We start from the raw sequence: 13,291 nt of genomic DNA, 5'->3' as shown, positions 1-13,291 counted from the left end.
AGCTCTGATATCCAGCCTAACGTTAGTTGTAATTCCAACGCCTTGTAGCAGCTCTCTTGCACTAATAGGACCATCGACATCACGAGTAATATGAAGTTGGTTGGCCTGTTCTGCTCCAATAAATTGATTAAATATCTCCGTGACAGCGTCGACTAACTCTAGATGTTCAACGCAAGTTCCATCATGCCCATTTCTGGCTTGCAGCTCTTTATCGATACGAAGTTTTTCGAGCCGTTCTAAACTGATTTCATCGATTTTAGCTGGAATATAAGCTGCCACTCCCCCAATAGCTAATGCACCACGCTTATGACACGTTTTGACTAATAAACGAGAGTAGACACTTAAGAACGACTCTCCCATGTTAAGCGTCGATTTATCAATTGATAACTCATCACTTTGGTTTCTGACTGCATTCATGTCACTACAGTCTGGATCCCAGCGCCCACAATTAAGTGCCACGATATTGGATCTCAGCTCAAATAAGATCTCATCCATCTCAAAAACAGCTGGCAAAGTTTCAATCAAACAAGTGCACTTGATAGTTCCAGGTTGTAAGCAGAAACGCTCCTCAACAAAAGCGAAGACCTTAGCCCACCATCTTGCTTCTAGATGGCTCTCCATTTTTGGCAAATAAAAATAGGGACCACTGCCCTTAGCTAGTAACTGTCGATAGTTATTATAAAAGTAGAGAGCAAAATCGAATAAAGCAGCTGGAATAGCGGCCTCATCAAACTCAAGATGATTTTCAACCATGTGTAGGCCACGAACTCGGCAGCTCAGCACGGCAGGAGCATCATTTAACAGATAATATTTACCAGTCTCTGGTGAGGTGTACTCAATCTCCCCACGCACAGCATCTCTTAAGTTAACTTGCTTCTCAATCAACTCATTCCAGCTCGATGCAGGTGAATCCTCTAAATCAGCCACAAACACGTTTGCATTCGAGTTTAATCCATTAATGAGCATCAATGGATCAACAGAACCGGCAATCTCCACTCTTCTATTAATGAGGTCTGCAGGGATCCCTCTAACTTGCCAATTCCCCTCTCTAACGGCTTTAGTTTGAGGTAAAAAATCCAGAGTTCCGCCTGCATCATACTTGGCTTGTTGGCTTTTTCTATTCTCTAATAACTCAGAAACTTCAGCTGCAAACTGACGACACAAACTAGAGAGCAGGCTCAGTGCCCCCTCGTTTAACACCTTATCCTGACCATCAACAACTCCAGCATTAACCTTAAACCTCTGCTGCGTCTTGTTGGTTTTAATTGGATCACTTATATAACCTGCTTGTAGATGAGCTGCGACATCACAATTTGCATCGAGTCCAAGCTGAGCCACGTCCATAGCTCCCTGCTGTGCATTATGTATCACTTCTTGCGCCATTCGCTCTTCTCCAAAAAATAGGGTTGCTGACCTCTTACGCTTTTCCATTACATATTACATAAGCAATAAGCAAAGCTATAAAAGCCAAAGAAAAGGCCAAAACCTAAACATGTCAGGTTTAGTTCGCTAAACTGTATTTTGAACAAAAGCTACTGACATTTTTTTATATTTGCAAGCGAGTGAAATGACTTAAGACAGAGAAAACTTAGGTAATAGAATGTAGTAAAACGGTTACACACACTCACAAGAAAAACAATAAAACCATGATTAAATTAATATTTATGATATAAACCCAAACGAAAACATTACTTAATCAGTAATTTGTCAGACAAATTTACCAAAACAACAATTGTGAAAATTATTACGTAATTAAATTAGACGCAGTATACATAATGATACACAACTTAAGTCTATTATTCGAATAGGCAATATTCCTTTCCGTTTTGAACTAACCAGTTAGTAAACAGCATAAAAACATAATTTTCAGATGGTTATCTAATTAGCAATACAAGTCGAGTTTAAACAAGCGTTTCAATATTACCTTTACGTAAACTAGAGGCAAAACAAAACAACCCATTAACATATGGCCAGTTGTGTTTGTCGATCAACATAGAAAATTGATTTGGTTTTCTTGAAAAAAATAAAGAAAAATAATAAAAAATGAATTTAGTTTCGATGAAAAGCCACTCTTTCAAAAGTGGCTAATACCTTCAGAAGAGGTGAATGGGTGGAAAGGATGAGGTGCTCATGCTCAATAAACTTCGCTCTTTACTTATTCAGGAGTATAAACAGAGACACGCTCTCTAGCTTGCTGTTTAGATTGATACATGGCGATATCTGCACGTTGCAGTATAGAGTCGAGACTTAAATCTTTTTCTGTACTAGTTGAAATACCGAAGCGGGCACGAATGGTAAACTCATGGCCTGAATAGCGAGTATCAATGGCCAAAATCCGTGCTTTACATTTTTCGGCTACCTCTCTTGCTACACTTTCACTGGTGTTTGGCATAAAGAGAGCAAACTCTTCACCACCAAAACGGGTAAATATATCACTACTGCGGCACTCTTTATTGACGACTTCGCAGACTTTCTTAAGCACCCAGTCTCCCATTGCATGACCATAGTTATTATTCACCCTCTTGAAATCGTCCAGATCAAACAAAATTACACTAAAATCTATGCCCGACATAGAGTCTTTAATATATCTGTTTTCAGCTAAATCCTGGCCTGTTCCTCGATTAAAGATGCCAGTTAACAGATCAAATTCCGCTAGCCTCATATATTTACGTTTCTGTAGCGTCATATTAATAGCAAACAGGGTCAATACCACTAAGCTGCCACAGATCAGCAGAAGCATCATACGTTCATTATTGCGTTGGGATTCAGTTAGTTCAGCTTTTGCGGTATAAAGCTCACGGTCTTTATTGAGGTAACGTATCTGATGCTCTTTCTCTAGGTAATCAAGCTTTGTCGTCTCAAAAGCAATGACTGCGCTATGGTTTCTATCTAATATTTTCTCACTGTATTGCTGATGAAGCTTTAGGTGTACCAAAGCTTTATCTGTCATTCCCAGTTTTTCATTAATCTCAGAAAGTGACTTATAGACTAATAAAATCACCTCCTCTTCCTTTACTTTCAAAGCAGCCTCTAATGCATTATTAATATAGATTAAAGCCAGCTTATTATTGTTTTCAGCTCTCTCTATTTCCGATAATAATATATAAGCTCTTGCGATATCTAGTAAATAAGGGATCTCTGTTGATAGTGTGATCGCTTCATCTATTTTCTTTCTAGCATTATTGAAATCTTTTAAATAAAACAAAATCTTCGCTTGACCTAATAGGGAAGAGCTCATGATCATCTTCTCATTAGCGATAGCACAATACCTATAAAGATCCCCATAAAGAGTTTGTATTTGTAAAAATCTAGCTTCATCATCACCGTAAGCGGCATAAACACTGTCGGCATAACTATACGAGGTAAAACATTGATGTCTTGGTGATTTCATCTTATCGATTTTTGAAAATAGTTCTCGGCTATATTTGAGCGCTTCTTCATGTAGTTCTAACTTCCCAAATATTCCAGCAGCTAAAGTATATCCATGAACTTCAGCCTCTATGTCCTCAACATCAGGTAAAAGAGGGAGTAATTGGTGTAACATTTTCAAGGTATCAACATAATAAGCGAAGTGAGAATAAATATTAGTCAGTAAAATCATCATTCTAATACGATATTTCAGATTTTCCTCACTAAATGGCTTTGATAACAGTGTAATTAAGGGATCTGTAGCGCCCTCGAAATCTCCTGATAATGCATATGAGTGGGACTGGAGCAGAGTAAAGCGATATTGTTGCTCCTGGTTCATCACATCAAACTTTGGTGAGAGAATTAATAACTGATTTGAAACAACCTCAGGAGACTGAGAACGAATTAGCTCTAATGAACTTAGCGACTCATCTATAGTTTCACTATTGATTTGACTATTATGGTGAGCAGTTTGTGTAGAGTAGTCAGCCATCACACTAGCTGTACAAACTACCCATACAATCAAACTAAAATTAAAAAGTTTATGAAAATTACGGCCTAAAAAAGCGACTAACAATGGCCAATATTGTCTTACAAACTCCCCTGACTTTAACCGCATACTATAACGAAACGAGATATCAAAAGTCATACTATTTTTGAGCACAATATTGGGCATCTAAAGCTCTATTTTTAATCACTTTCTATGAATGAGAATCTCAGTTTACAAAGTACATCTATCTGGTAGCTTTCTTTAAGTGTCAATATCAATAGAATTTAAGTACACTGTCTACCTTGCTCTTTAGATTGATACATTGCGATATCAGCACGTTGCAATATAGGGTCGAGACTTAAATCTTTCTCTGTACTGGTTGCGACGCCGAAACTGGCACTAATGGTAAACTCATGACCCGAATAGCGAGTATCAATCGCCAAAATCCGAGCTTTACACTTTGCGGCTATCTCTCTTGCCACACTTTCACTGGTGTTCGGCATAAAGAGAACAAACTCTTCACCACCAAAACGGGTAAATATATCACTACTACGACACTCTTTGCTGACCACTTCGCAGACTTTCTTAAGTACCCAGTCTCCCATTGCATGGCCGTAGTTATCATTTACACTCTTAAAGCGATCCAGATCAAACAAGACCACACTAAAATCTATACCCGACATAGAGTCTTTAATATATCTGTTTTCAGCTAAATTCTGTCCAGTCCCCCGATTAAATATACCAGTTAACGCATCAAATTGGGCTAACCTCATATATTTACGCTTCTGTAGCGTCATATTAATAGCGAACAGGGTCAATACTACTAAGCTGCCACAGATAAGCAGAAACATCATACGTTCATTATTGCGCTGGGATTCAGTTAGCTCAGCTTTAGCTGTATAAAGCTCACGATCTTTATTGAGGTAACGTATCTGGCGTTCCTTCTCTAGGTAATCAAGCTTTGTCGTCTCGAAAGCAATGATTTTACTTTGAATTTCGCCTAATATTTTCTCATGATGCTGCTGGTAAAGCTTTAGGTACTCTAATGCTTTCTCACTCTCACCAAGTTCTTCGCTCAATTTAGCAAGTGGCTTATACACTTTAGAAAGCAATTTACTATCACCAAGTGTTAAAGAGATATCTAAAGCTTTTTTAAGTTCTACGAGCCCAGACTGATACAAGCTTTCTGAAATATCAATTCGAGCTAGCGTCAGATACCCTTCTGCAATATCGTGTGGATAAGGTATTGATATCGACAAATCTAATCCATGCTTAGCCAACTCTCTTGCTTCTAAAAAAGCTCTTCTTTTGATTAGCATATTTGACTGCCCTAAAGCCGACACTGCCATTATCATTTTCTCATTGGCAGTGTTACATAATTCATATGCATTCGCATATAAACTCTCGACTTTGGACCACAAACTGGGTGAAGAACCATAAACTCCCAAAAAGCTCTCCGCATAATTAAATGCCACAAAGCATTTATGTCGTGGAGATACAATTTCATCGAACTTACTATAAAGAACATTCGCATATGACAAAGCTTCATTTCTCATTCTTAATTCACCAAATAGCTCTATTGCCAAACGATAGCCAATAACTTCACTTTCAATATCATTTACTTCACTTAATAAAGGAAGCAGTTGATGAAGAGTTTTTAACGCATCAGAAAAATAATTGTAGTGCGAGTAACTGTTTGCGAGTAAAGATAAAGTACGAGCTTTATAATGTTTAAGATGAATGGGGAATTCATTTTTCAGCTGTTGATTTAAGAGTTGGAATGCATCATTAGGTTTACCAGCAATGCCGTACGAATGCGCTTGAAGAAGAACGTAACGATATCGCTGCTCTAAGCTCATTTTGTTAATTAACTTTTTTATATCTTTTAATGAATCAGATACAAATTGAGGAGATTGCGTCCGCTTTAATTCAAGTGTAACAAGCTTATCATTCAATGATGCTTCATCAAATGATTCCGCCACAACTCCTCCAGAAAAATTAATTACATATAGAAATAAAAAAATTGATTTATTTAATCCAACATGTTTACTTCTAAAGCTTCTCAGCAGCTTGTGAGAAAAAATCAAATTGCATAAAAGAATGGTTTTGGCAACCAAAAATACAAGAGAACCCTCCCCATTTTTCTTATTCATTTTGAACCCACTTAGCTAATAATTAACCAACAAACGACTTTCAAAGCTTCTCCCAGAGCTTTTTAATCGTTATTACTTATTTTTTGGGGACATAATGTGCTTTCTATAAGCTTTTTTGTCTCCAGTCAGATCACTTAGGCTTTTCTCATCACCTAAACGCATCGCTTCCTTCTCCTCTTCACTTAAACCCGCCTCCTCCATCACTTGTTCAGGGTTTTCAAGGTATCTGGCTTTAAGATCGGCATCTGAACTTAGTTTCTCTAAAAAATCATTTAAATTTGACATTAATTACATCCTTTTATGTTGTGACTATTATGTTTATTGTATTTAATCTAACACCTAGCATTTATCCCTAATTTATATCACTTGTATGCTTAGCCTAAATCCGCTTCAGTTATCCCAAGCTTTGCCAATATGACATGATTGACCTCGAGCTTACTAGAGGGGGGGATCAATAAAGTACTAATTGACGTAAGACGTGCAAAAGGTAAGTCTCTTAGAAACAACTTATCCACCCTAGCTTGGTGTATCGGTAAAGTTGGCGCTTCATAAATAGTGATTTCATGATCCAGCGGATACCACTCATTTAACTGCTCGACTAAAATCTGCAAACGATCCGATGAGGTATGGAACTCAGTCAATGTGTGCTCACCAGCTATGCCTATCTGCCAAAGTAACAGGTGGGTCGTCGGATCTGGGGTATGTTTATAAAACATAAATTGACTGGCTTCGAAACTTTGATGGCCAGACTGACCAGGATCTATGCCTAAATCAGCCCATAAACAAGCTTCAGCAGAGATACCTGGCTCCATCTTGGCGCTATAACCTTCATCAAGTGCTTGTGCAATGGCAAAGTGAGAAACACAGGCAAATACGCCAGGGTGACCATAGAGGGCACATACGACTCTCTTGTCTGCACGCACTTGTTCCAAAATAGCCTCCACCATCTGATCGTAAGTATCACGACGATTTTTTATCTCATCTCCCTGAGCATAAAATGGTTGTAGACTGCAAACATCACTATTAAGAGTTTCTAACCAGCGCTGAGCAAAGCCATCAGGCACAAGAGAGAAAACGACATCAGCATTCTCTATGTAACTTTTACTCAGCACGCTTATCTGGCCAGCTAGATTTAAGCCGGTACCAACGCAAACTAAGCTTCCATTAACTTCCCTAACCCCAGATGACAAGCAGCTATCCTCAATTGTAATTTTACCAGCTACCATCCCCATTACTAAACTTAAGCTGGGAGTAAATAGCTTTATCTCTTATGTAATAGATGCTTACCTAGCACAAAACTAGAGTAAAGCTTCAGGATTACATTCTCATAACTTTCCAGATACTTTGCAAGCGGTTATTGATGCTGTTACATGAGTGCATTCCAGCAGCAAATTTAAATTTAAATGCTTTAATTCAAATCATTAGTTAAACATTTAAAAGTAAGCTTCCTATCGACTATACTTTTCTCCTACAAAAACCTATTCAAAAATAGGCATTTTGGCTGACACTTTCGCTACATTATCCACCAGTAACGAAGCCTATGTTGAAAGTTAAGGAACAAAAAAGGCCTGATACTGTCTCATCTATACTCGAACAGTATCTTAAAAACTAAATTGACAAATAAGCTAGATACGATCCAATTTACTCAAATCAAATACTTTTCGTTAACCAGAGCAAGGATAACCCTTGTCAGCATAGGGACTGCTTGGGTATGATGACCAGCAGATTTTTAGGAAGTAGCGTATTCAATGACAATTAAAAAGAAAAGTCTTACCCTTTTGGGCGCTGCTGCGCTCTCGTTATCCATGACTGGATGTGGTGTATTTGACTGGTTGATCTATAAACCAGATATCCCCCAGGGTAACTATATGGAGACTCAACAGGTAGAAAAGCTACGTGTTGAAATGACCAAAGAGCAGGTTGAATATATTCTTGGGCGACCAGTGCTACGAGATAGCTTCGCCGATGACACTTGGTACTATGTTTACCATTATAAAAGTGGTCGCGATGCCAGTATTACTCATAAAGAGTTGATCATTCATTTTGATAATGACCAGTTAACTAAAGTTGTTGGTGATTATGAATTATCAGAGGAGTTCAATACACCTCTGGAGCAGAGTCGACTCCCTGATGCACCGCTCATCGAAGAGGTAGAGCAGCTCGACCCTTTAATTCCGGAGCAGCGCCCTGACGCAAAACCTCTTGTTGAAGAGAATGATCCCGAAGCTCAGGCCAGTAAAAAGTTCGAGTAATCGCTAAAAACAGAGCTAATAAAAAGGGGCTAATTCCTATGGAATTAACCCCTTTTTAAATTTCATTATCGGTTAAATCTTTGCACCTGTGATCTTGTTGATTCGCCCTTCATCTTTCGCTTTTTCAGCTCGCTTACGACGTACATCTTTAGGATCGGCTATCAAGGGCCGGTAAATCTCTACCCTTTGTCCTGGAACCAAGACTTCCGTATGTTTCACTAAACGGCTGAAGATACCAAGTTTTACGTTTTCTAGGTCAATATCAGGGAAAAAGTTGCTCATCTCGCTCAGCTCAACAGCCTCAATGCAGGTTGTGCCTGGCGCCACTTTAACCTGAACTCGCTTTTGCTGAGTAGGCAAAGCATAGATAACTTCAACTGAAAAATTCTCTTGCTCTATGTTCATTAGCACTTCTCTTTACTTATTGCTCACTATAGATAACTTTTGCCCTGCCAGTAAAAGCCGTTACCATAGAGGTCATAAGGTCATTAAATATTTTACCGAAAGCCATATCAACTAAGCTGCTGGAAAATTCGAAATTGAGTTCGAAATCAATTTTACAGGCATCTTCAGTTAACTCAGTAAAGCGCCACTCACCAACAAGATGCTTAAAAGGACCATTTTCAAGGGCCAACTGAATACTCTTACCTGGCACAATCTGATTTCTAGTGGTAAAGGTTTTGCTGATCCCAGCCTTAGATACATCCACAGATGCAAGCATGGTGCTTCCATCAAACTCTAATACTTTCCCACCTACACAGCCTGGTAAAAACTCTTTGTAGGACTCTACATCGTTGACTATTTCATACATCTGCATAGCACTAAAGCGTACTAACACACTGCGGGATATCTGGGGCATTTGACTCTATTACCTAAACTGTCATCTAGAAAATATAGATGCGCTATCACTTTTCAATGATCTTAACACGAACCTAGAAAAACGTATATTTTCGCCCTCTTCGCTCAAACCTTTAAGCTGCTTGAACAAAAAGCCATCAGATCCAGCATTATTCCACAAAAATAAAAAATTAATCGATAACAGGAATTCCAAAAACTCTCTCTCTGAGTATAATAGCCAGCCTATGGCTAAGAAAAATGCAAAAAAATCAAAAAACTCCTCCGCATCTATCGCACGTAATAAACGCGCGACATTCGACTACAAGTTCGAAGAGAAGATGGAAGCAGGTCTATCCCTAATGGGATGGGAAGTTAAGTCTATTCGTATGGGCAAGGTCAACTTGTCTGAAAGCTATGTATTTATGAGAGAGGGTGAAGCCTTCCTTTTCGGATGTACCATAGCCCCACTGAATACCGCGTCCACCCATGTTGTTTGTGATCCTATGCGTTCACGCAAACTGCTACTCAAACGCAAAGAGTTAGATAAGCTACAAGGACTGGTTGATCGTAAAGGTTACTCTATTGTCCCTATCTCGATGTATTGGCAAAAAGGTGCATGGGTAAAAATAGAGATAGGCCTTGGTAAAGGTAAGAAAGAGCACGATAAGCGTGATGATACCAAAGACCGAGAGTGGCAGATCGAAAAAGCACGAACCATGAAAAAAGCGGTTCAACAGTAATAAGTAACACATATGTATGTAAGAACGTACGTATAACGAACAAACGGTTGCCAATGCGATTTTTATCCTTGTTAAAGCAAGAGTTGTCGCGTTACAATCAAATTGTACTTGGGGGCGATTCTGGATTCGACAAGATTCTCGAAACCCTGGGAGCATGCCGAGGGGCGGTTGGCCTCGTAAAAAGCCGCACAGTTATAGTTGCAAACGACGATAACTACGCTCTAGCAGCTTAGGCTAGCTAGCCATCTTGCTCACGTTTCTCAAATGGGCAGAGTATTAAGATGGTCACCTTTACATTTGATAGCGAGGGAACCACGTTCAGGGGTGAACCGCGAAACAGTACTGAACTCGCCAATTGCAATCCTGTCTTTCGGAGTGTACTTGGTTAACCAAAAGAGAGACTAAGCATGTAGCGCCTTGGATGTAGGTGTTTTGGACGCGGGTTCGAGCCCCGCCGCCTCCACCAAATATAGGAACAAAGACGTCTCAGGACGTCTTTTTTTCTGCCTGTAAAAAACTAAAATCAATGACTTAGCGTCCATTGACGTCTATTGTCATTTCATAGCAGCTTGAGATTTATGTAACACCTAATGTAACATCGGAGCCAATTCACGATTTGGGTGTTACATTAATGGCCAATACTACTAAGCCTCTTACTGCTACTGCTGTTGCGAACGCAAAACCTAAAGAAAAAGAATACAACCTCTCTGATGGTAGAGGACTATCACTTAGGATCAAAACTAGTGGTTCAAAGTTTTGGCTGCTTAATTACTCACGCCCTGTCACCAAGAAAAGAGCAAACCTAGGTTTAGGCACCTACCCTGATGTGCCACTAGCTGAAGCAAGAAAGCGAAGAGAAGCTGCCCGAGAGTTACTTGCTCAAGGTATCGATCCACAACACCACCAGCAGCAACAAAAAGCTGCTGTAAAAACCGATGCAGAAAACACCCTAAGATCGGTAACTGACGCTTGGTTTGAAATTAAAAAGCAAAAGGTCTCTGAAAATCACGGCCAAAAGCTGTATCGTCGCCTTGAGCTTTACCTCTTCCCAACCCTAGGTGAAACACCGGTCAGTGCCTTAACCGCCCCACAAGTTATTCAAGTACTCAAGCCAGCAGAAGCTAAAGGCAATGTAGAAACCTGCAAGCGCGTGATCAGCTGGCTAAACGAAGTAATGACTTTTGCAGTCAATACTGGCCTAATCCACTCAAACCCGCTTATTGGCATAGCTGCAGCATTTGGCATTCCAGAAAAACGCCAAATGCCCACAATTAAACCTGATGAACTTCCTGAGCTTATGGAGGCGCTGTCCTACGCGAGTATCAAGCTAACAACTCGCTGCTTGATAGAGCTTCAATTACATACCATGACTCGCCCAGCGGAAGCAGCTATGGCTAAGTGGGCTGAAATTGATTTTGATAAGAAAATATGGGTTATTCCTGCAGAGCGCATGAAGATGAAGCGTGAGCATATCATCCCACTCACACCACAGGTTATATCACTACTAGAGCGCATGCAGAAGATCAGTGGTGACTTGGAATACATATTCCCTGCAGATAGAAACAAAAATAACCACACCAACACCGAAACGGCCAATATGGCTATTAAGCGTATGGGCTACAAAGGCCGTCTAGTGGCCCACGGGCTACGTGCATTAGCCAGCACTACACTAAACGAACAAGGCTTTGATGCTGAGCTTATTGAGGTATCACTCGCCCACGTAGATAAGAACACCGTAAGAGCGGCATATAACCGCGCCGACTACATTGAACGGCGCAGAGAGCTTATGTGCTGGTGGAGTGAGCGTATCTGTCAATCAGTGTGATTGCTAAAGTAATTATGGGATATGTCAATCATGAACATATCCTACGCAATAAAGCTTAGGTGAAGTTTGTTCATAAGGCTCTAGGGAGTTAAAAGTGTAATTTTATATTTAGTAAACCAGACGCTTACCGTGAATTGACTTTCAAATTATCTTAAAAAAGACGTGAACAAGCCCACATAGAAAAAAATTTAAACTAAGTCAATTCAACTCATGCTGTATTATTTACATAACAAGGACGAAGTGAATAGTAATGATGAAAAAAAATGCAACCTTTTCGGGCGGCGAGCCTGCTTTGGCAAACGCGTGTGTAGGGAACAATGGTTCAGTAGGCTTTGAACACTATGCTAAAGGTTTTTCTCAGTCAGCTAACATGTTAATTGATCAGGCCCTTAGTGATCTTTGCACTTACCCTGTGGACTTTTTGATTTACCCTGTATGCTTCAACATGCGCCACTCAGTTGAACTACGTTTGAAAGGCGCAATTCAATCACTTATTAACCTCGCTGCTATCAGAGGGCAAAGGCTTGAGTTCGATTTAACTGGATCTCATGACATTGGTAGGATCTGGGATTTTTTTAAAAAGAATTCAGAAGGATTCGACAATCGATACAAAGGCATTAATGACCAAGTATCTCCCACTATCCAAGATATTGCAGAGGTTGATGCTACAGGTCAAACATTTCGATACCCCTACAGCATTGAAAGCCAAAAGCACTTAGTTGACGTCAGCGTAATAAATTTCCTCACCTTGAAGACAAAGTTTAATGCTCTTGAGAAAAACCTAGATAGGTTACTAAGCCTAAGTGAGTACCTGACAGAGGAGTATTCACGCGGCTCTTTTACTAAAAATCTCTCTAGGGCCCAGCTATTTCAACTCGCATCTGAGTTGCCTACGATAAATAAATGGCGTGAACCTTCTTTTAAAGATAAAAAAAACGATCTCAGAACCCAACTCAATATATCTAACAATGAATTCACAAAAGCTATAAATATCATCAAGAACCATTATGAAATGGCACCACTAATTGGAATTTCGATTGAATTACCAGGCTTAGATAGAGACTTTTTGATTTGGTTTTTCACTCAATGGAATAAATATCATCATGATGCTAAAGAAAAGACGACTACCCCGACAGTGACAACCAGTGGATCGTTAGTAGATAACTTCTTTGAGCGCCTTGCGGAAAGCCACCAGTTGAAAGCAGCAATTTGGGAAGACACTTCAGCAATACTCACCCCAGAATATCTTGCAGGGTTAGAAACTATGTTTTATCACTCCAATGAGATATTTTCTGAAATTTTTACTTCTGGATACAAGCGGGCTCTTAGAAATGCCAATGTAATATTTAAAGCTCCCGAAAATACCAAAGGTAGTTTTATGCACTTGCTTGATAAAACTAATTGTTTTAGCAACATACTCAAGGGCCTGTTCTTTCTGCATCATGAAGGATTAGCAATTGAATTAATTGAGCGCTTCGACTTCGAGGGTGTATATCATTGGCAAAAGAAAGCAGAGACAAGAGAGTTATTCGAGCTACCAGCTTTTGCTTACTTAACCTAGTTTCTGCCATGAACACAAATTGTTG

General features: G+C 39.6%; 10 protein-coding genes, 1 other RNA gene and 1 pseudogene. 5 read left to right on the top strand and 7 right to left on the bottom strand.

The window, feature by feature from the left end:
- Window positions 1-3: 3 nt before the first annotated feature.
- From K0625_RS21580 to K0625_RS21560, 5 genes and pseudogenes are all read right to left on the bottom strand, one after another.
- Window positions 4-1,278, bottom strand: a pseudogene (locus K0625_RS21580) (malate synthase); the annotation flags it as partial.
- Between the two features lie 877 nt (window positions 1,279-2,155).
- Window positions 2,156-4,057, bottom strand: coding sequence for a tetratricopeptide repeat-containing diguanylate cyclase (locus K0625_RS21575; protein WP_232847231.1), 1,902 nt, complete (start codon window positions 4,055-4,057; stop codon window positions 2,156-2,158).
- A gap of 125 nt (window positions 4,058-4,182) precedes the next feature.
- Window positions 4,183-6,051: a GGDEF domain-containing protein gene (locus tag K0625_RS21570; protein ID WP_220111528.1), complete on the bottom strand. Its 1,869-nt coding sequence runs from the start codon at window positions 6,049-6,051 to the stop codon at window positions 4,183-4,185.
- A gap of 72 nt (window positions 6,052-6,123) precedes the next feature.
- On the bottom strand, window positions 6,124-6,336 hold the full coding sequence (locus K0625_RS21565; protein ID WP_012324159.1) for a hypothetical protein: 213 nt from the start codon (window positions 6,334-6,336) through the stop codon (window positions 6,124-6,126).
- Window positions 6,337-6,425: 89 nt separating this feature from the next.
- Complete coding sequence (locus K0625_RS21560; protein WP_232847230.1) at window positions 6,426-7,283, bottom strand: SAM-dependent methyltransferase; 858 nt, start codon at window positions 7,281-7,283, stop codon at window positions 6,426-6,428.
- A 516-nt stretch (window positions 7,284-7,799) separates the two neighbouring features.
- Between K0625_RS21560 and K0625_RS21555 the strand changes: the two genes are divergently transcribed.
- Window positions 7,800-8,303: an outer membrane protein assembly factor BamE gene (locus tag K0625_RS21555; protein ID WP_220111526.1), complete on the top strand. Its 504-nt coding sequence runs from the start codon at window positions 7,800-7,802 to the stop codon at window positions 8,301-8,303.
- A gap of 72 nt (window positions 8,304-8,375) precedes the next feature.
- On the opposite strand, the gene K0625_RS21550 is transcribed toward K0625_RS21555, so the two are convergent.
- Entirely contained in the window at window positions 8,376-8,708 is a 333-nt protein-coding gene (locus K0625_RS21550) for an RnfH family protein (RefSeq protein ID WP_220111525.1), read from the bottom strand.
- A 16-nt stretch (window positions 8,709-8,724) separates the two neighbouring features.
- Complete coding sequence (locus K0625_RS21545; RefSeq protein WP_064791873.1) at window positions 8,725-9,162, bottom strand: SRPBCC family protein; 438 nt, start codon at window positions 9,160-9,162, stop codon at window positions 8,725-8,727.
- Window positions 9,163-9,385: 223 nt separating this feature from the next.
- On the opposite strand from K0625_RS21545, the gene smpB reads away from it, so the two are divergent.
- The 4 genes from smpB (at window position 9,386) to K0625_RS21525 (ending at window position 13,266) form a co-directional block, all read left to right on the top strand.
- On the top strand, window positions 9,386-9,880 hold the full coding sequence (gene smpB, locus K0625_RS21540; RefSeq protein WP_012324154.1) for an SsrA-binding protein SmpB: 495 nt from the start codon (window positions 9,386-9,388) through the stop codon (window positions 9,878-9,880).
- Window positions 9,881-9,990: 110 nt separating this feature from the next.
- Window positions 9,991-10,346: a transfer-messenger RNA gene (gene ssrA, locus K0625_RS21535) on the top strand.
- 165 nt (window positions 10,347-10,511) lie between these two features.
- On the top strand, window positions 10,512-11,705 hold the full coding sequence (locus K0625_RS21530; protein ID WP_220111524.1) for an integrase domain-containing protein: 1,194 nt from the start codon (window positions 10,512-10,514) through the stop codon (window positions 11,703-11,705).
- Window positions 11,706-11,955: 250 nt separating this feature from the next.
- Window positions 11,956-13,266 carry a hypothetical protein gene (locus K0625_RS21525; protein ID WP_220111523.1) on the top strand — a complete coding sequence of 437 codons (1,311 nt, stop codon included), beginning with the start codon at window positions 11,956-11,958 and terminating at the stop codon, window positions 13,264-13,266.
- Window positions 13,267-13,291: the final 25 nt, after the last annotated feature.

The sequence above is a fragment of the Shewanella nanhaiensis genome, from assembly GCF_019457885.1.
Lineage (GTDB): Bacteria > Pseudomonadota > Gammaproteobacteria > Enterobacterales > Shewanellaceae > Shewanella > Shewanella nanhaiensis.
Note: the sequence above shows the minus strand (reverse complement) of the source record. Positions and strands in the feature narration are given on the sequence as shown.